At 61.3% G+C, this 18,899-nt stretch carries 20 protein-coding genes; 5 read left to right on the forward strand and 15 right to left on the reverse strand.

The window, feature by feature from the left end:
- Positions 1-37 precede the first annotated feature (37 nt).
- From ccoS to ccoN, 8 genes are all read right to left on the reverse strand, one after another.
- Positions 38-193 (reverse strand): cbb3-type cytochrome oxidase assembly protein CcoS, encoded by a 156-nt coding sequence (ccoS, locus tag NKI59_RS20635; protein ID WP_352455561.1) that lies wholly within the window; start codon positions 191-193, stop codon positions 38-40.
- Positions 190-2,478 (reverse strand): cation-translocating P-type ATPase, encoded by a 2,289-nt coding sequence (locus tag NKI59_RS20640; protein ID WP_352706455.1) that lies wholly within the window; start codon positions 2,476-2,478, stop codon positions 190-192. Before NKI59_RS20640 ends, ccoS begins: the two co-directional genes overlap by 4 nt.
- Positions 2,475-2,972, reverse strand: a complete 498-nt coding sequence (locus tag NKI59_RS20645) for a FixH family protein (protein ID WP_352593963.1) — start codon at positions 2,970-2,972, stop codon at positions 2,475-2,477. The genes NKI59_RS20640 and NKI59_RS20645 overlap by 4 nt, the downstream gene beginning before the upstream one ends.
- The gene (gene ccoG / locus NKI59_RS20650) at positions 2,969-4,528 is read right to left on the reverse strand and encodes a cytochrome c oxidase accessory protein CcoG (RefSeq protein ID WP_352593964.1); all 1,560 of its coding nucleotides are present in this window, start codon (positions 4,526-4,528) and stop codon (positions 2,969-2,971) included. The genes NKI59_RS20645 and ccoG overlap by 4 nt, the downstream gene beginning before the upstream one ends.
- A 217-nt stretch (positions 4,529-4,745) precedes the next feature.
- Positions 4,746-5,609, reverse strand: coding sequence for a cytochrome-c oxidase, cbb3-type subunit III (ccoP, locus tag NKI59_RS20655; RefSeq protein WP_352706458.1), 864 nt, complete (start codon positions 5,607-5,609; stop codon positions 4,746-4,748).
- A gap of 2 nt (positions 5,610-5,611) precedes the next feature.
- Positions 5,612-5,761, reverse strand: a complete 150-nt coding sequence (locus NKI59_RS20660; RefSeq protein WP_023759205.1) for a CcoQ/FixQ family Cbb3-type cytochrome c oxidase assembly chaperone — start codon at positions 5,759-5,761, stop codon at positions 5,612-5,614.
- A gap of 12 nt (positions 5,762-5,773) precedes the next feature.
- On the reverse strand, positions 5,774-6,505 hold the full coding sequence (gene ccoO, locus NKI59_RS20665; protein ID WP_352706460.1) for a cytochrome-c oxidase, cbb3-type subunit II: 732 nt from the start codon (positions 6,503-6,505) through the stop codon (positions 5,774-5,776).
- Positions 6,506-6,516: 11 nt separating this feature from the next.
- Positions 6,517-8,127: a cytochrome-c oxidase, cbb3-type subunit I gene (gene ccoN / locus NKI59_RS20670; protein ID WP_352593967.1), complete on the reverse strand. Its 1,611-nt coding sequence runs from the start codon at positions 8,125-8,127 to the stop codon at positions 6,517-6,519.
- A gap of 252 nt (positions 8,128-8,379) precedes the next feature.
- Between ccoN and NKI59_RS20675 the strand changes: the two genes are divergently transcribed.
- Positions 8,380-8,796, forward strand: coding sequence for a hemerythrin domain-containing protein (locus tag NKI59_RS20675; protein ID WP_352706550.1), 417 nt, complete (start codon positions 8,380-8,382; stop codon positions 8,794-8,796).
- Here NKI59_RS20675 and NKI59_RS20680 read toward each other — a convergent pair.
- Positions 8,793-9,521, reverse strand: a complete 729-nt coding sequence (locus tag NKI59_RS20680; protein ID WP_352593968.1) for a Crp/Fnr family transcriptional regulator — start codon at positions 9,519-9,521, stop codon at positions 8,793-8,795. The genes NKI59_RS20675 and NKI59_RS20680 overlap by 4 nt on opposite strands.
- A 155-nt stretch (positions 9,522-9,676) precedes the next feature.
- On the opposite strand from NKI59_RS20680, the gene hemN reads away from it, so the two are divergent.
- Positions 9,677-11,026, forward strand: coding sequence for an oxygen-independent coproporphyrinogen III oxidase (gene hemN / locus NKI59_RS20685; RefSeq protein ID WP_352706463.1), 1,350 nt, complete (start codon positions 9,677-9,679; stop codon positions 11,024-11,026).
- 12 nt (positions 11,027-11,038) lie between these two features.
- Here hemN and NKI59_RS20690 read toward each other — a convergent pair whose 3' ends face one another.
- From NKI59_RS20690 to NKI59_RS20715, 6 genes are all read right to left on the reverse strand, one after another.
- Positions 11,039-11,470: a potassium channel family protein gene (locus tag NKI59_RS20690; protein ID WP_352593970.1), complete on the reverse strand. Its 432-nt coding sequence runs from the start codon at positions 11,468-11,470 to the stop codon at positions 11,039-11,041.
- A gap of 62 nt (positions 11,471-11,532) precedes the next feature.
- Positions 11,533-11,865, reverse strand: a complete 333-nt coding sequence (locus tag NKI59_RS20695; RefSeq protein ID WP_352455633.1) for a DUF779 domain-containing protein — start codon at positions 11,863-11,865, stop codon at positions 11,533-11,535.
- Between the two features lie 69 nt (positions 11,866-11,934).
- Entirely contained in the window at positions 11,935-13,452 is a 1,518-nt protein-coding gene (adh, locus tag NKI59_RS20700) for an aldehyde dehydrogenase (protein WP_352706465.1), read from the reverse strand.
- Positions 13,453-13,597: 145 nt separating this feature from the next.
- The gene (locus NKI59_RS20705) at positions 13,598-14,566 is read right to left on the reverse strand and encodes a helix-turn-helix domain-containing protein (protein WP_352594023.1); all 969 of its coding nucleotides are present in this window, start codon (positions 14,564-14,566) and stop codon (positions 13,598-13,600) included.
- 452 nt (positions 14,567-15,018) lie between these two features.
- Entirely contained in the window at positions 15,019-15,198 is a 180-nt protein-coding gene (locus NKI59_RS20710) for a YdhR family protein (RefSeq protein ID WP_352706467.1), read from the reverse strand.
- Positions 15,199-15,264: 66 nt separating this feature from the next.
- On the reverse strand, positions 15,265-16,143 hold the full coding sequence (locus NKI59_RS20715; protein WP_352593973.1) for a GNAT family N-acetyltransferase: 879 nt from the start codon (positions 16,141-16,143) through the stop codon (positions 15,265-15,267).
- A gap of 242 nt (positions 16,144-16,385) precedes the next feature.
- Here NKI59_RS20715 and argE point away from each other — a divergent pair, with 242 nt between their 5' ends.
- The 3 genes from argE to NKI59_RS20730 are packed head-to-tail and all read left to right on the forward strand — an operon-like array spanning position 16,386 to position 18,821.
- Positions 16,386-17,510 carry an acetylornithine deacetylase gene (argE, locus tag NKI59_RS20720; protein ID WP_352706469.1) on the forward strand — a complete coding sequence of 375 codons (1,125 nt, stop codon included), beginning with the start codon at positions 16,386-16,388 and terminating at the stop codon, positions 17,508-17,510.
- Between the two features lie 16 nt (positions 17,511-17,526).
- On the forward strand, positions 17,527-18,450 hold the full coding sequence (locus tag NKI59_RS20725; protein ID WP_352593975.1) for a 2-hydroxyacid dehydrogenase: 924 nt from the start codon (positions 17,527-17,529) through the stop codon (positions 18,448-18,450).
- A gap of 14 nt (positions 18,451-18,464) precedes the next feature.
- Positions 18,465-18,821 carry a cupin domain-containing protein gene (locus tag NKI59_RS20730; protein WP_023678793.1) on the forward strand — a complete coding sequence of 119 codons (357 nt, stop codon included), beginning with the start codon at positions 18,465-18,467 and terminating at the stop codon, positions 18,819-18,821.
- The last annotated feature ends 78 nt before the right edge of the window (positions 18,822-18,899 follow it).

Consider the following 18,899-nt stretch of genomic DNA (forward strand, 5'->3'; position numbering starts at 1 on the left):
GCTGCACCGGCGCTGTTTGTCAGCCCTCGGCCCTGGATCAGCGCTCCAGTCTGTCTTCCCGATCGATAAGGATCCGCTCGGCAGCTCCGTCAAGATCTTCGTACTGGCCACTCCTCAACGCCCACAGGAAGCCCCCCAGGCCAAGCGCACCAAGGAACAGGGCGACAGGGATGAGGTAGGCAAGGGTGGTCATGAGGATTGGGCCAGTTTGCTGCTGTCGGACAGCCTGTCGCGCCGGACATCTTTGGCCGGCGAATCTGGCATAGAACCTCGCAGACGCAGAGCATTTCCGATGACAAGCAGGGAAGACGCGGACATCGCGATCGCGGCGATAAGAGGGGTGACGTGCCCCAGGATCGCGATCGGCACGGCGACGGCATTGTAGATGATGGCGATCGTGATGTTCTGGCGAATCAAGCTTCCCGCCTTGCGCGAGACGTCCAGCGCGAGGGGGATTGCCAGAAGGCTTTCGCGCAGGAATACGAAATCCGCCGCATTGCGGCCAATGTCGGCGGCCGTGGCCGGCGCGAACGAAACATGCGCCGCGCTCAGCGCAGGCGTGTCGTTCAAGCCGTCGCCAACCATCAGAACCCGGTGTCCCTCTTTCGCCAGGGTTTCGATGCATTCGACCTTGCCGGACGGCAGCAGGCACGGAACGAAGTCATCGATACCCAGCATTTTCGAGATTTCGCGGCAGGCGGCCGCGCTATCGCCCGACAGCATCTGAACCGACATCCCGGCATCGTTCAATCGCTCGATCGCCGCCTTGGCGTCGGCACGCAACGCATCCTCGAAATTGAAGGTCGCGACAACGATCCCGTCTTTCGTCAGGACCGTCCCGCCATAGCCATGTTTGCCTTCGCCGCCTGTGCGGGCCTTCCATCCAGCCCATCCGCGTCTGCCCAGCCGCCAGATACTTCCGACGTCAGTTGCTTCGATACCGAACCCCGGATGCTCGGTGACGGCATCGAATTTGTGCTGCCCGCCGCCAGCGGCAAGACCGGCTATGGCCTTTGAAAAGGGATGACGCGAATGCGCGGCCATGTCGGCCGCAATCGTCAGCATGGCCGGATCGATCGAGGCCGCATTGACGAGACGGGGCTGGCCGAGCGTGAGCGTGCCGGTCTTGTCGAACACCGCTGCATCAATCGTTGCCAGGCGCTCCATGGCCGAACCATCCTTGACCATGATGCCGTTCTCGAACAGCCGCCGCGCGGCGACCACCTGGACGATCGGCACGGCGAGCCCGAGCGCGCACGGACATGTGATGATCAAAACGGCGATGGCGATGGTTATCGCCCGATGCCAGTCGCCGGTTGCCGCCATCCAGCCAAGGAATGTCACGAAGGCGGTGAGATGAACAACTGGAGCATAGAGTGCTGAAACGCGATCGGCGATGCGGCGGTAATGTGCGCGACCGCCCTCGGCGGCTTCCATCAGCCGAACCATTTCCGCCAGGAACGAATCCTTCGCGGCGGCTGTCGCCTCGATGGTCAGCGGGCCGGTAAGGTTGAGCACGCCGGCCTGGACGGCATCGTTTGGAGCCACGCTTCTGGGCGTGCTCTCTCCCGAAACCAGCGAGCAGTCGACGTCCGATGTCCCACGCGTGATCTTGCCGTCGACGGGGATCCTTTCGCCGGCCGCTATCAGCAACAGCATGCCCGGTTCGATCTCGCCAACCGGCAGATAGTCGCGTGCGCCACCGTCGCGCAGCACCATGGCGCCACGCGCGGCCAGTTGTGACAGGCCTTTCACGGCGGTGCGGGCGCGTGCGCGCATCACGTGATCCAGCGTGCGGCCGATCAACAGGAAGAACAGCAGAGACACCGACGCGTCGAAATAGGCGTGGTCGCCATGGGTGATCGTCTCATGGAGGCTCATCGCATAGGCCAGCGACACGCCGACCGCGATCGGCACGTCCATGTTCATGCGGCCGTGACGCAAGGCATTCCAGGCCGACTTGAAGAAGATGCCGCCGGCGAAGGCGAGTGCGGGGATGGCGATCAGTGCCGAGACCCAGTGGAACAGGTCGCGGGTCGCGCCCTCGGCACCGGACCAGACCGAAACCGACAGCAGCATGATGTTGCCCGCCGCAAATCCGGCAACAGCGACGGCGCGGATAAGCTCCGAGAGCGTTTTGTCCTTTTCACCAATCTCGGGTTCGAACAAATGCGCCTGGTAACCCAGCCGCCCCAGCATGGCGACGAATGGTGGGGCCTCGTCCCCGCGCCACCGGACCGAGACCCGCTTCGTTGACAGGTTGACGCGAGCGGCCTCGACGTGATCGAGTTTTGCCAACGCCGTCTCGATTGTCTGGATGCAGGCTGCGCAATGAACCGTCGGAACTGAAAGATCGGTCTGGCTAAGGCCATCGCCAAGCGACCGGCTCGCCAGCTTGATCTCTTCGCTGGACGGCAGGACGGATGTAGCGTTGCCCAGATCCAGCGCCATTTCCGCGCCCGGTGCACAGCAGCTCATTTCAGCGCACCATCGGAGATCATGATCCTGCGCACGTCGTGGAAAGGCCTTGCCAGACCGGCATCGGCGTCGATTTCGACGATCCACACACCGTCCCTTGGCATGTGCTGCACGGCAAACTCGTGGCCCGAGGCGGCGGCGAGCGTGATGGACTCATCTTCTTTCTCGTAAGCGGGATGGCGAAACAGCACTTTGACGCCATGCAAGGGAACCCCCTTGCCGGCGGCGTCGGTGACGCCATAGCGGACTTCGCCCCATGCAATGGTCAACTTGCCGGTCCAGCCGAGGGCTGCCTGCGCGCGCCCTTCCTCGGCCTTCCTGTTGAATTGCTGGCTCGCCACATAGGTGTTTTCGACGACAAGCCCGGTCCAGCTTGTATTGGCAAGCGTCGCCATGGTCAGATTGACCGCGATGACCACGCCGAAAAAAGCAAGGATGATGGCCAACATGTGCCTGCCGGTGAATTCCCGGGATTTTCGCGTGGTGGCGTTCATCTGGCGATCTCCGGCGCGTTGAAGGTGGCGGTGTATTCGTTGGACTCGAAACTCGCTTTGTCCTCGACCCGGAGTGTGAAGGTCTGCGCTGCGCCATGGATCTGATCAGCAGGCAGGCGCACGAAAACCTTCAACATCTTCAGGCGGTCGGGTTCGACCTGGATCGCAAAAGAGCGATCGGCAGGGAGGTCGACACCAACGATGCTCATCTCTGCGCCTGGCAAACCCCCAATGCTGACGACGATCGTTCTTGGTTCGGGGATCATGTTCAGCAGCTTGACGGTATAGCCATTGCGGATCGAGCCGTCGGACAGCGTCACGAATTGTGGATTGCGGTCGTGCAAAACATTGATCTCGAGCCGGTCGCGCGTCAGCAGCGAAAAGAGCAGACCCAGGCCGATCAGCGACCACATGGCCATGTAGACATAGGTGCGTGGCCGAAAGATCTTGCGGACATGGAAATGCGCCACCCTGTCCGAAAACAGGCCGTCAGCGGTCCTGACCAATGACGGATTGACCGAACAGGCGCCGCCCGCGGTCGCCAGCATCATGTTGGCATTGTAGTCGGAGAGTGTCGCGTAGGAGATCAAGCCGCGCTCCTTGCCGAGCTTGTCCATGACGCCGTCGCAGGCGTCGATGCAGAGCGCGCAGGTGATGCATTCGAGCTGCTGGCCATCGCGAATGTCGATCCCCATCGGGCAGACAGCCACGCAGGCGTTACAGTCGACGCAATCGCCGACGGACTGTCCGGCGGCCTGGACCTTCTTGGTGTGGCGCGTGCGCGGTTCGCCGCGCCAGTCATTGTACGTGACGGTGAGCGAACTTTCGTCGAGCATGGCCGCCTGGATGCGCGGCCACGGGCACATATAGGTGCAGACCTGCTCGCGCATCAGCCCGCCGAACGTATAGGTCGTCGCTGTGAGCACAGCGACGGTGATGTAGGCGATAGGCGCTGCCGTGCCGGTGAAGAGTTCGACGAGCAAGGTCGGCGCATCGGCGAAATAGAAGATCCAGGCGCCGCCGGTCGCTGCACCTATGATCAGCCAGATGGCGTGTTTCGACATTCTCAGCGCGAGCTTGCGGGCGGTCCAAGGCCCGGCATCGAGCTTCATGCGCGCGTTGCGGTCGCCCTCGATAGCTCGCTCGACGACCAGGAACAGATCGACCCACACGGTCTGCGGACACGTATAGCCGCACCAGGCACGACCGACAGTCGACGTAACCAGGAAAAGACCGACGCCGGCCATGACCAGAAGGCCGGCCACATAGTAGAATTCCTGCGGCCATATCTCGATGAAGAAGAAGTAGAAACGCCGGTTGGCGACATCGAGCAGCACGGCCTGGTCAGGGGCAAACGGGCCGCGGTCCCACCGCAGCCAAGGTGTCAGATAGTAGATACCAAGCGTGACCGCCATTGCCAGCCATTTGAATCGGCGAAAGCTGCCCGAGGCCCGCTTCGGGAAGATCTTCTTGCGCGCGGCATACATCGGCTGTCGCACTTTGGCGGAGTTGACCGCCTCGGCTTCGAGCCGTTCTACCTGCGTATTGTCCAGCACTGGTTTCTCCCGTCGCGCAGCTTTGATTTCGCCGGGCAAATGTTCTGACTGGGCACAGGCAGGTCAGCGAAATACAGCGTCGAGCGGATTTTGCTGCCGACTGGATTGCGCCGCGTTGATGCAGGTCAATCGCCTGGCCCACGGAAAACAAATCGAGCCCCGGCAGAGCCGGGCCTCGTCGCTTCGGCGGTGAGGGCCGGAGAATAGGCCCCCGTTCCTATTCTCCACCGCCTAGCGAATGCACGTAGACCGCCAGCTCCTTGATCCTGGTTTCGCCCAGGCGCGCCCCCCAGGCCGGCATCACGCCTTGTTTCGGCGCTGTGACCTGGGCGGCAATGGCCGTTTCGCCCGATCCGTAGAGCCAGATGGCATCGGTCAGATCAGGAGCGCCGAGCTCCTTGTTGCCCTTTGCGTTGTCGCCGTGACAAGCAACGCAGTTTTCCGCAAAAACCTTGGCACCGGGCGCCACCAAAGATTCGTCGCTGACGGCTTGGGACAGGCCGGCAATATAGGCGCTGACCTGTTTGATCTGGTCGGCAGTGATAATGCCGCCAAAGGCTGGCATTTCCGAAAGCCGCGTATCCGGATCGGATGCGAAGCGGATACCATGCGTGACCGTCTGCTGGATCTGATCCGCCTTGCCGCCCCACAGCCAGTCATCGTCATTGAGGTTGGGGAAGCCCTTGGAGCCCTGGGCGCCGGAGCCATGACATTGCACGCAATTGACCTTGAACGCGGCGCCACCAGCGGCGATCGCGAATTCGCGCAAACCATCGTCCGCCGCGATCTCCGAAACACTCTTCGATTCTATCGCCGCGACATATTTGCCCTTCGCCGCTTCAGCCGCCGATAGCTCGTTCTTGACTTCGTTGCGGCTCGAATAGCCGAGCACGCCCGTTGTTGCCGAATGCAGCAAAGGCCATGCCGGATAGGCGATGGTGTATCCGATTGCCCAGACAATGGTGGCGTAGAAGGTTACGACCCACCAGCGCGGAAGCGGGTTGTTCAGCTCCCGAATGCCATCCCATTCGTGGCCGGTGGTCGAAACGCCAGAGATTTCATCGATGTGCTCGTCGCTCATGATCACTCGTCCTCAAGGGGAATCCGGGCAGCTTCGTCGGCCAACTTGCGGCTGCCGGGGCGCAGGGCGAAGGCAATTGCGCCGACAAAGAAAAGCGCCATGGCGACCAGACCCCAGCTGTCGGCAAACTCCCGCATCAAATTGTAATCCATGGATAAAACTCCTCAGCGGTAGCCGGCGGCTTCGTCGTAGTTCTTGAAATCGACCAGCGTGCCGAGCATCTGCAAATAGGCGACGAGGGCGTCCATTTCGGTGACCTGTTGCGGGTTGCCGTCGAAGTCGCCGATCTTGGCTTTGGGGTAGCGGGCTTCGAGGCCGGATGTGTCGGCGTTGGGATCAGCCTGCGCCATCAAGTCGGCGCTGGCGTGTGCGATCATCTCGTCGCCGTAGGGGACACCGACACGGCTGTTGGCGACCAGATGCGTCGAGAAATCCTTCACCTCGATCGGCGTGTCTTTCAGGAACGCATAGCTCGGCATGATTGATTCAGGCACCACCGAACGAGGATCCGTAAGGTGCTCGACATGCCATTGATTGGAATAGCGGTCGCCAACCCTGGCGAGGTCCGGTCCGGTGCGCTTCGATCCCCATTGGAAAGGATGATCGTACATCGACTCGGCCGCCAGACTGTAGTGACCATAGCGCTCGACCTCGTCGCGGAACGGTCTGATCATCTGGCTATGGCAGAGGTAGCAACCCTCGCGCACATAGATGTTGCGCCCGACAAGTTCGAGCGGCGAGTAAGGGCGCATGCCCTCGACCTTCTCGATCGTGTTGTCGAGATAGAAGAGCGGTGCGATCTCGACGATGCCGCCGACAGTCACCACAAGAAGAGAGCCGATGAGCAGAAGCGTGGCGTTCTTCTCGATCAGCGCGTGTTTGTCCATCAAGCCCATTGTCTGGCTCCTTATTCGGCAGGCTGCAGGACGGGCAGGGAGCCCGGCATCGGCTCTTCCTCGCGCTGGTAGCCGAGGATGGTCATGGCGATGTTCCAGGCCATGATCAGGGCGCCGGAGAGGTACATGGCCCCGCCGATGGCGCGCATGACATAGTAGGGGTGCATGGCGGCCACGGTTTCGGCAAAGGAGTAGACCAGGAAGCCCTGCTCGTCGTATTCGCGCCACATCAGGCCCTGCATGATGCCGGACACCCACATGACGGCCGCGTAGACGACGATGCCGAGCGTCGCCAGCCAGAAGTGCCAGGTGACGAGCCGCAGCGAATAGAGACGTTGGCGGTTCCAAAGCTTCGGCACCATGTAATAGATCGCGCCGAACGAGATCATCCCAACCCAGCCGAGCGCACCGGAGTGCACGTGACCTATGGTCCAGTCGGTATAGTGCGACAGCGAATTGACCGTCTTGATCGACATCATGGGACCTTCGAAGGTCGACATGCCGTAGAAGGCGATGGCCATCACCATCATGCGGATAATCGGATCGGTGCGCAGCTTGTCCCAGGCGCCCGACAGCGTCATCAGGCCGTTGATCATGCCGCCCCATGACGGCATCCACAGCATGATCGAGAACACCATGCCGAGTGTCTGCGCCCAGTCGGGCAGGGCGGTGTAGTGCAGGTGATGGGGGCCGGCCCAGATGTATAGAAAGATGATCGCCCAAAAATGGACGATCGACAGCCGGTAGGAATAGACCGGCCGGTTCGCCTGCTTGGGCACGAAGTAATACATCATGCCGAGGAAGCCGGCGGTGAGGAAAAAGCCGACGGCGTTGTGGCCGTACCACCATTGCGTCAGGGCGTCTTGGACGCCGGAAAAGGCGGAGTAGCTCTTGGAACCCAGGAATGAGGCCGGCATCGACAGGTTGTTGACCACATGCAGCATCGCGATGGTGACGATGAAGGACAGGTAAAACCAGTTGGCGACGTAGATGTGCGGCTCCTTGCGCTTCAGGATCGTGCCGAGGAACAGGATGAGATAGGCGACCCAGACGATGGTCAGCCAGATATCCACATACCATTCGGGTTCGGCGTATTCGCGGCTCTCGGTGATGCCGAGCAGGTAGCCGGTCGCGGCCATGACGATGAAGAGCTGGTAGCCCCAAAACACGAACCAACCGAGATCGCCGCCGAACAGCCGCGCGCGGCAGGTGCGCTGGACGACATACAGGGACGTGCAGAGCAGCGCATTGCCGCCAAAGGCGAAGACGACGCCCGACGTATGCAATGGCCGTAAACGGCCGAAGTTAAACCAGGGCTGAATGTTGAGATCGGGGTAGGCAAGTTGCAGCGCAATGACGACGCCGACCAGCATGCCGACGACACCCCAGAACATGGTGGCGATGGCGCCATAGCGGACTGGCCCATCCATGTAGGCGGACGGGTCGATCGGAGCAGCCACTTCGAAATTCGTGTTGCGGATGAGGATGGCGACAAAGCCGAGCAGCACAAAAAACAGTACCCACATATGCTGCCGGAATGGCTCGTCCACACCGAACCCGGCTGCCACAAGGGCCGCAAATGTGAACAGGCCCAAGGCGAAGATTTGCGTGCCGAACTTCATGACCTGTCCCCGACCTCGGATTGGGATGCGCGGATACCAATCCGCTTGACACCAATTCAGCAGTCGCGTCGTCGCTGCCTTGATCCATGTCAAAGCCATTTGCTTTTGGATTGGGCAGCTTCGAACTCGCAAACGATCAGGAGGCTTTCATTGGACGGGGAGAACGAGCGGAAATCGTCGCTGTTTGAAGCCCGCCGCGAGATTTCCATGCCGGTCGGACGGTTCGATCGAGAGTTCCTCCCTGGCGCTGTGATGAAACGTGCCCATGGGGAAAAGCTGCGGCTTTGTGACGCCTTGGAAAAGATCGCCGATACGTTGCCGGCCGCAGATCGCCTGAAGTGTATTGGCGTGGCCAACGCGATCGTTCCGCTGTTGCGCAACATTCACCAATACGAGGAGACGGTTATCTTTCCGGCCTACGAGGCTGCTTTGACTGGCAGCGATTCCAACCTTGCTTCAACTCGTCGATTGCGCGCAGAACACGTCGAGGACGAATGCTTTGCCGGCGAGGTGACTGAAATCCTGCTGGCGATCGGCCATGGCGAGACAGTCGAGAATGCCGAGGCTGTCGGCTTCATGCTGCGCGGCTTATTCGAAAGCTTGCGCCGGCATATCGCCTTCGAACGCGAGCACGTCTTGCCGATGATCGGGGTCGTCGATGCCGGTTAGGCGCCGGAGCGTCGCTGCAGCCGGCTCATGTTCTCCACAGTCATGTGCCGGTTGTTGTCGATCCGGATTACGCTGTCTGTTCTCAGCCTGGTCAGTTGGCGGCTGACCGTCTCGATCGTCAAGCCGAGAAAATCGGCGATGTCGGCGCGCGTCAGCGGCAGGTCAAAGCTTGTCGACTGGGCCGCCGGGTCAAGCGTGGGATCGATATTCCTGGCGATCATCAGGAGAAAGCTCGCCACCTTTTCCGCAGCACTCTTGCGCCCCAGCGTCACCATCCAGTCTCGTGCTTCGTCTAGTTCATTGAGCGTCTGCTTGAAGAGACGATGCTCGAGCTGTGGCGATTCCTTCATCATGCGTTCGATGGCGGCTTTTGGAAAGGAACACAGGGAAACGGTCGTTGCGGCTTCGGCGTTGATCGCGCTCTCCACCTTGAAGGGCCTGCCCAGGAAATCGGGGGCAAACTGGAGGCCGACAATCTGCTGGCGTCCGTCCGACAGGCTCTTTGTGAGCTTCACCACGCCGGAAAGTACGTTCGAATAACGGTCGACGGTCTGGGTGTCACCAATCAGTTCTGCGCCCGGTTCAACGGTGTGCTTCGATGAGGTCTTGGCGAGGCCCACCAGTTGATCGGGATCGAGCGCGCCGCAGACGCCATGGTGGCGCGCTTCGCATGATCGGCAAAGCACTGGAATGCCGGTGCTGTGAATATCCTGACGCACTGTCATCATGATCGTCCGAGGACCCAAATTGCCGGCAAGATAGCATCGGCGGCAGGAAAATCCTTGCGGCAGTTTGTCCACCGCGGACTTTGACCGAAATCAAGGCTACCGGCCAGTAATGTGGGCAACGTCGGGCCATGCAAAGTGGAGCGGATAGAGACGTGCGGCCAGAATTAGTTGCCAGACTTGGTGAGAACGTGCCGCGCTATACGAGCTACCCGACAGCGCCGCATTTCAATGCAAGCGTCGATGCTGCCGTTTGTCGGGGCTGGCTGCAGGCGCTCGACGAGGGCCACGAGATATCGCTCTATCTGCACATCCCGTACTGCGACAAGCTTTGCTGGTTCTGTGCCTGCCATACCAAGCAGACACGCCACTACGAACCGGTGACCACATATCTTCGCTCACTGCATGCCGAGATCGCCACCGTCGCCGGTCTTGTCGCAGGCAAGGGCCGCGTGCGTGCCGTCAATTTCGGCGGCGGTTCGCCAACGATGCTCAAACCGGAGGATCTGGTGGCGCTGGGAACCGCCCTGCGCAACAGCTTCACCTTTCTTCCCGGCGCCAAGATCAGCGTCGAAATCGAACCCAATGATATGGACGATGCCCGCCTCGACGCACTCGCCGAAATCGGCATGACCCGTGCGAGCCTCGGCGTCCAGGATTTTGACCCGAAGGTGCAAAAGGCAATTAACCGCGAGCAGAGCTTTTTGCAGACCAAAGCGGTAGTCGACGGCGTTCGTTCGCGCGGCGTCGAATCGATCAATCTGGACCTGCTCTACGGCTTGCCACACCAGACCAGGGAGAGTGTCTCCTCCACCGTCGCGCAGGCACTGACCCTGGAACCGGACCGGATAGCGCTTTTTGGCTACGCCCATGTGCCGTGGTTCAAGAAACATCAGACGATGATCGACGAGGCATGGCTGCCGGGTCCGGCAGAGCGGTTTGCTCAATCGCAACTTGCGGCGCGGGCGATCGTGGACCAGGGATACGAAGCAATCGGGCTCGACCATTTCGCCAAACCGGGCGATGCCCTCGCGCTTGCCGCCCGCGCCGGAACACTGCACCGGAACTTCCAGGGCTATACCGAGGATCGCTGCGAGACCTTGATCGGCCTTGGCCCGTCATCCATCAGCCAGTTTCGCCAGGGCTATGCACAGAACATGCCTTCGACCGCCGAGTATGGACGCATGGTTGCTGATGGCGGGCTGGCCGCTGTTCGGGGTATCGCGCTTTCCGACGACGACCGTGTTCGCGGCTGGATCATCGAGCGATTGATGTGTGACTTCGCCTTCTCGGCGATTGAGCTGGTGGAGCGCTTTGGCGAAGCCGGCCAAAGACTTCTCCTCAAGGCGAGTTCCACGGCTCTTCATGGTCCTGCGCGGCTGCTTGAACTTGATGGTGACCGCTTCGTCGTGCCGGCGGAAAGCCGGCCCTTTGTCAGAAGCATCGCGGCGAAGTTCGACAAATATTTCGAAACCGGTACAGCCAGGCATTCCGTAGCGGTCTGAACGATCGCCCGTTCAGAAATGCTCGCCGGCCTTGAATGGGCCAATGCGGGTGCCGGCCGCGATCAGATAGGCGGTCGACCAGCCAATCAGAAGAAATCCGTTCACGCCCTCTAGAGCCGCGAGGACGCGCCATGCGTGAGCGGGCACAATGTCGCCGTAGCCGACGGTCGAGAAGGTGATGGTGGAAAAGTACAGCGCGGTTTCGAAGTCAGGAAAGATATCGAGCAGCCGGTATAGTCCTGCCCAGAGCCACACCTCTGCGGTCATGATGGCAAAGAGCCCCATCACCACGCTGATCATCGCAACGATGCGGCTGCGGCGCCCGTGCATGCGAAACCGGGCGACCAGGTGACCCATCACATGTGTGACCACGATCAGACCAAAGGTGTGAACCAGGACCGTAAGGCTAATGACGACGGTGCCGATGAGCAGATTGAGGATCATCTTCGGAAGGTAGAGATTGCTGCGGTGCCTTCCTTGCTCGAAATCAAACCGGCAGGTTTCGCCTATGCGGTGCAGATTGTCGACCGGGTCAGGAACCGCTTCTCCCGCCCGTTATCCAGCGAGAACATGCCACCGCGACCCGGCACCACGTCGATGATGAGATCGGTATGTTTCCAAGCCTCGAATTGCGACGCACCGATGTAGAACGGCGCGTCGCCGATGTGGCCGAGCAGCACGTCCTGGTCGCCCACGATGAAGCCGATACGCGGATAGCACATCGGCGAAGAGCCGTCGCAGCAGCCGCCGGATTGATGAAACAGCACCGGACCGTGCTCGGCGACAATCTCGGCGATCAGTTCAAGGGCTGCCGGTGTCGCTGTGACCTTCGCTCGCATCATGTTTTCCGATTTCCAGCCTTTGGCGCGGCCCCCTCGCGGAGCCGCGCCTGTGGGTCAAAGCGGCGATCAGAAGAAGCCGAGCTTCTTCGGGCTGTAGCTGACCAGCATGTTTTTGGTCTGCTGGTAGTGGTCGAGCATCATCTTGTGCGTCTCGCGGCCGATGCCGGACTGCTTGTAGCCGCCGAAGGCCGCATGCGCGGGATAGGCGTGGTAGCAGTTGGTCCAGACGCGGCCCGCCTGGATCGCGCGGCCGAACCGGTAGGCGCGGTTGCTGTCGCGTGTCCAGATACCGGCGCCGAGGCCGTAGAGCGTATCGTTGGCTATGCTGAGCGCTTCGTCGTCGTCCTTGAAGGTCGTGACCGAGACCACCGGTCCGAAGATCTCTTCCTGGAAGATGCGCATCTTGTTGTGGCCCTTGAACACCGTCGGCTTCACGTAGTAGCCGCCGGCGAGATCGCCGGGCAGGACGTTGCGCTCGCCACCGGTCAGCAACTCGGCGCCTTCCTGGCGGCCGATGTCGATGTAGGCCAGGATCTTTTCCAACTGCTCGGATGATGCCTGGGCACCGATCATCGTTGCCGGGTCGAGCGGATCGCCCTGCACGATCGCCTCGACACGCTTCAGCGCACGTTCCATGAACCTGTCGTAGATCGATTCATGAATGAGCGCGCGGCTCGGGCAGGTGCAGACTTCGCCCTGATTCAGCGCGAACATGACGAAGCCTTCGATCGCCTTGTCGAAGAAATCGTCGTCTTCGGCGACAACGTCCTTGAAGAAGATGTTGGGCGACTTGCCGCCCAGTTCCAGGGTGACGGGGATCAGGTTCTGGCTGGCATACTGCATGATCAGCCGGCCGGTCGTGGTTTCTCCGGTGAAGGCGATTTTGGCAATGCGCGGCGACGACGCGAGCGGCTTACCGGCTTCGAGGCCGAAGCCGTTGACAATGTTGAGCACACCCCGCGGCAGCAGATCGCCGATAAGATCGGCCCACAGCAAGATGGCAGCCGGCGTCTGCTCGGCAGGCTTCAGCACGACGCAGTTTCCGGCGGCAAGCGCGGGAGCAAGCTTCCAGCAGGCCATCAGCAGCGGGAAGTTCCACGGGATGATCTGGCCAACCACCCCGAGCGGCTCATGGAAATGATAGGCAACGGTATCGTCGTCGATCTGCGAAAGGCTGCCTTCCTGGCCACGCAAGGCACCGGCGAAATAGCGGAAATGGTCGATGGCTAGAGGCAGGTCGGCGGCGGTCGTTTCGCGGATCGGCTTGCCGTTGTCCCAGGTTTCGGCAGATGCGAGGAGATCGAGGTTTTCCTCCATGCGATCGGCGATGCGATTGAGGATGAGTGAGCGCTCGGCCACGCTCCTGCGCCCCCAGGCGTCCTTGGCGGCATGGGCAGCGTCTAAAGCCGCCTCGATGTCCTGGGCATCCGAGCGACCCACCTCGCAGAGCAACTGACCATTCACCGGCGAGAAGTTTTCGAAATAACGGCCCGAACGCGGCTCGGCCCATTTGCCACCGATGAAATTGCCGTAGCGCTTGTCGAAGGGCGCCTTGACCGGGCGTGAGAATTCTACCTTGTTCATGTGTCTTCCTCCGCAAAGCTGGCGCCGCGGAATGCGACGCTTCGGGAAGACACTTGCGATCTCCCACCGCTATTGCCAATGCGCCGGGGACAGTGGGCGGGCGGGTGTGTCGCAGAATTGCGACAGTCACGCGACGTTTCAAAAGTCAGTGGGACCTGTGGACGTCCAGGCGGTTGAGTTTGCGGTGAAGCGTGGCGCGACTGATGCCGAGCGCATGGGCCGCGGCCGAGACATTTCCGTCTGCCCGCGCCAGCGCCCGCTGCAGAACGCCGCGCTCCGCCTCGGCGAGGACTTCGGGGCGGCTCTCGGCCCAACCGAGCAGATCGGCCGCAGGCATCGGCTTGTCGAGACACTGTTGCGTAATTCCAAGCGCCAGGCGAGCCGAACGGGTCGCGCCGACCACAAGGTCGTCCGCATCAACCGCGATCAACGCGCCGGAACCCTTGTCGGGCACCGGCGCCAGCAGAATGCGCGCCTTGGGGAATGCCATTTTGAAGTTCTCGGCCTCGATCCGACGCGCCGCGTCGACGACGGCCATGGAAATAAGCTTGGAGAAGACCTCGGTCAGATCAGCCCGGCAGGAAGACACGTCAAGGGCAGCCGCAAGGTCTCCACGGTAATCATAAATCGGAGCCGTGGTGCAGCTCAGCCCGGTGTTGCGCGTGTGAAAATGCTGATCACGGTGGATCGTCAGGACGCGCTGTTCCACCAGACAGGTGCCGATACCGTTGGTGCCCTCGCTCTCCTCGTTCCAGACGGACCCTGTCCATAACCCCCAGGAACGAAACGTCTCGTCGTCCACAGGCGCGCCGCGCCGTTCGACCGGCACGCCGTCGCGATCGGCGAGCAGGACGCAGCATCCAACGCCGCCCACCGCAAGATAGAGCCGGTCCAGGCTTGATTGAGCAACCCGGACGAGCGGCCCGATGCGTTGCCGGGCCTCTCCCAATTCCGCCTCTGTCAGATAGCGTGGGGGGCTGCAATCGGCCGGATCGAGCCGGTGCAGACTGGAAGACCGTCGCCAGGAAGCGACCAGCGCGGACTTCGCCGCCGCGTCCGAAGCGATCGCGGCCTGAACGCGGTCGGCGTGATGACCGGATAGATCCTCACCCATGCTTGTCCTCCCAGAACCCCAGCTCTCTTCCTGTCGGCTACTAAACCACGGCTGCTTCAAGGCAAGCTAACGCTGGTGTCCTGCCAAGTTCCGCTTTCGATCACCGCACTGTCAATTCGACAGAAGAACCAGACATCCGCTATGTTTTCCTGTCAGTCAGTGACGTTGGCCAATGGGTAGTCGTCCTCGCCTGTGCCCCCCACACACACACACTCTCTCTCTCTCTCTCTCTCTCTCTCTCTCTTCCAGGCAACTGTTCGGCTGATCCCCGCAAGCCTACCGGTATGAACTGGGCATTCATTGATCCATAGCAAAGACGGCTGACCATAATCAGCTGCGGGATCGTGCGGAACAATACGGGAAGCTTTCTGATTGTGGCCTCCAAAACCCAACAAATCAACGCTTTCGGCACATCCTCCGGGCCCACCAAATTATTACATATCAATATCGGCTCATCGTCCACGGGTGGCCATCGACAGCCGTTCGTTGACAGCGTACGAGCGAACGCCGATGTCGGCGATACCGAAACAGTTCAGGTGCGCGGAATGTTTCTCGGTATACGCTTGCGCGTGCTCGACGCTGTCGAACAAATAGACCCGCCCGCAACATCTCGATCGGGCGCCTCGGTCCACACTTCCAGATCAGCCCGGGCTCATTGATTCTCTGACGGCTGGTTGAAGGCGACAGTATGCTTGCATTCAGCTCAAGGCGTGGCCGGCCAATCCATAGACCCAAGGCCCATTGTCTTGCCGGTTCAGGAAGCGGCGCCCTTTGGACATGGTCGTAACGGTCTCGGCAATGCCGAGGCCGCTCTGCTGGAGAAACGCGGCAAACACGCCATCCTTCTCGCGGGTGTCGACGCGGGCGAATCGTCCTGCCAGTTCCTTCAGATGCAGGGCTGTAAGATGGACCGCGTCGAGATCGTTTCGCGCGACCATGGGGCCGATCACGTGACCACGACCGAACTCGCGACACATGGAATAGCCGACGATTTCGCCGCCGCGGCTCAAAGTGCAGATTGAGGCATCCACTGCGAGCAACGCGAGCAGCCTCTCGCGGTTTATCCCTAACGCGCGCGTATCCAGCGGCGTGATGTCCTTAAGCCTGTCGCTCGACAGCGCCTGCAATTCACCGTTCAAGGCCGGCATAGCCGGGAGTGTTTGTGGGACCTCCCCCTGGCGCTGATATACGATCGCCTCGGTCGTGAAGCCGAGTGAAACGTAGAGGGGGTAGGCAGCATGGGTCGCGTTGAGCGCCAAATTGCGATCGCCGCACTGCTCAAGGACTAGGTCCATGAGCCATCGGCCGCCTCCTTGCGCTTGTGTGCGTGGCGTTGTGATCACCAGGCCAATGGTGGCAAAGTCGTCCCCGTGGGGAAACCACATCGCGCTCCCGAAAACGCGTCCAATACCATCAACGGCAACAATGCCGCGTCCGGCACGGCGCAGAAAGTCCCAATCCTTCGGCCGGTGAGGCCAGCGGACTGAGATCGACAGCGCGTGCAGCAGCTTGACGTCGACATCATCAATGTCCCGCGCGACCAGTTCGAAGGATTTCAGGCGTACTGATCTCTGCATCTCAATCGATCCGCTCCTTCAACGAATGCGCAAGGCACGCGGTGTTGATCCTGTCATCGATCGCCATGTCGCGACATACCTCTTTTGCCGCAGCATTATACGGGAAAGCCAGCAGGTTTCGCTGGTTCGAGGTGCTTTTTCGCAATCTTCGGCCAAAGCACGACGCAATTCGGCAGGGAACACTGCTGCCTGCGGATAGGCTGGTTGCACCCGGTGATAGTGTGCAAGCAGAGCGGACCGCCATGAACGTGGAAGAAATCCTCGCGACCCTGGTTGCATTTCCCTCTGTTGTGGGCACGCCAAACGGCGCGATCGTCGATTGGATCCGCGACTACTGTCAGGCGGCCCGAGCCGAGGTGACGGTCCTCCCCGGCCCCGAGGGTGACCGGTCCAACCTTTTCCTCACGATCGGCCCGCGCCAGGGTCGGGGCTACATCATCTCCGGGCATATGGATGTCGTCCCGGCCAGCGAGCCGGAATGGAGCTCGGACCCCTTCGTTCTGCGCCGCGAGGGCGGCAGGCTTTACGGCCGCGGCACCTCCGACATGAAGGGCTTCCTCGCCTGCGCATTGGCGGCGCTCCCAGGACTTGCGGCGATGAACCTGCGGCAGCCAGTTCATCTCGCATTCTCATATGACGAAGAGGCTGGGTGCCGTGGTGTGCCGCATCTCCTAGCCGCGTTGCCGAGCTTATGCGAGAGGCCGCTTGGCGCGATTGTCGGCGAGCCGAGCCGGATGCAGCCCGTGCGCGCGCACAAGGGGAAGGCTGCCGCGCGGCTCGAGGTGATCGGGCGATCCGGCCATTCCTCACGCCCCGATCTCGGACTCAACGCCGTGCACGCCATGGCCGGCGTCATCGCGCACGCCGTGGCCTACGGCCAATCCCTCGCCGACGGGCCGCTCGATCAAAATTTCGAGCCCCCGTATTCTTCCTTGCAGGTGGGCGTCATCGCCGGTGGACAGGCGGTCAACATCATCGCTGGCCACTGCACAGCCGATATCGAGGCGCGCGCCGTGCCCGGCGTTTCTCCAGCCTCCCTGCTTGAGCCGGTCAAGGCCCGGCTTTTCGCTCTGCGAGACAGCGGCTTCGATGTGGCGTGGCATGAGTTGAGCACCTATCCCGCCCTTGCGCCCGGCAACGGGAGCGAGCTAGCGGCCGTTCTGACGGAGCTGACGGGGCAGGAGCCGCTGACAGCTGTGAGTTACGGCACGGAGGCCGGACTTTATCAGCAGGCCGGCATCGATGCGGTCGTTTGCGGACCCGGCGACATCGACCGTGCCCATCGTCCCGACGAATATATCGAGATTGGTGAACTCGCCGCTTGCCGGAAGATGATCGAGGGGCTCGGCGCGCGTCTTGCGGCCTGAAGGAAGGGCGGTCACCATGGCGTTTCTTTTCAATTCCGATGCGGCGCGTGCTGCGGTCTTCCGCGAGATCTTTGCGCGCCAGCTCCCAGATCTGGAATTCGTCCATTCCGGGGACGAGATGGAGCCGGAGAAGGTGCGCTATCTCATCACCTGGACGGTGCCGGACGAGATCTCGCGCTACCGCAATCTGGAAGTGCTGTTTTGCATCGGCGCGGGCGTCGACCAGTTCAAGCAGGACGTGGTGCCAAGCCATGTGAAGCTTGTGCGCATGGTCGAGGACGGCATCATACGCATGATGCAGGAATACGTCGCGCTCGGCGTGTTGACTCTCCACCGCGAGATGCCCGCCTATCTTGAGCAGCAGAAAAGATGCCTCTGGCAACCGATTGCCGCTCGACAGGCGGCCGAACGCCGGGTTGGCTTCCTCGGCCTTGGCATGCTGGCCCAGGCGGCTATCGAGCGCTTGAAGCCCTTCCAGTTTCCGCTTGCCGGGTGGGGCCGCAGCGAAAAGCGGATAGAGGACGTCGCCTGTTTTCACGGCACGGACCAACTCGCGGGCTTTTTGAAGCAAACGGATATTCTCGTCTGCCTGCTTCCGCTCACGGAACAAACGCACGGCATGCTCGATGCAGAGTTCTTCGACTTACTGCCCGTCGGGGCGCAGCTGCTGCATGTCGGCAGGGGTCCGCAACTGGACCAGGCCGCGCTGATCAACGCGCTCGACACCGGTCACGTATTTGCGGCGATGCTTGATGTCACCGATCCAGAACCGCTCCCGGAAGACCATCCGCTGTGGTCGCATCCGAAGGTGATGATAACGCCGCACATCGCCTCGGTGACGCAACCGCATACGGCGGCACAATCCGTCGTTGACAACATCCGGCGCCACCGCGCCGGAGAAGAACTGATCGGCCTCGTCGATCGGACACTCGGCTACTAACCAGGAAACATCACATGTCACTTCTGATCACGATCGACACAGTTCCAGACTTCGCGCCGAAGGAGGCACTACCGGCTCCGGAGCGGCTCATTTCCGGCAATCCATCCTTCAAGACCTGGGCGCAGGATGCCTCGAAGGGAGAAAAGGTGCTCACCGGTGTCTGGGAGGCGACGCCCGGCGAGACGCATTCGATCAAGGGCACGATCTACGAGTTCTGCCACATCGTTTCGGGTCTCGTCGAAATCGAGGAGAAGGGCGGTGAGACCAAGACCTACCGCGCCGGCGACAGTTTCGTGATGAAGCCTGGTTTCGTCGGCGTCTGGCGCACTATCGAGACCGTGCGCAAAATCTACGTCTGCGTTTATGACTGAGTTCAGTGCTCAAGGTCCGGCCGAATAGCGCGCGGCGGTTCCAGAACAATCGGCTTTCCAGGTTCCGCCTGACGCGAT

Origin of the sequence: Mesorhizobium sp. M0598, from assembly GCF_040320865.1 — a bacterium.
Taxonomy (GTDB): domain Bacteria; phylum Pseudomonadota; class Alphaproteobacteria; order Rhizobiales; family Rhizobiaceae; genus Mesorhizobium.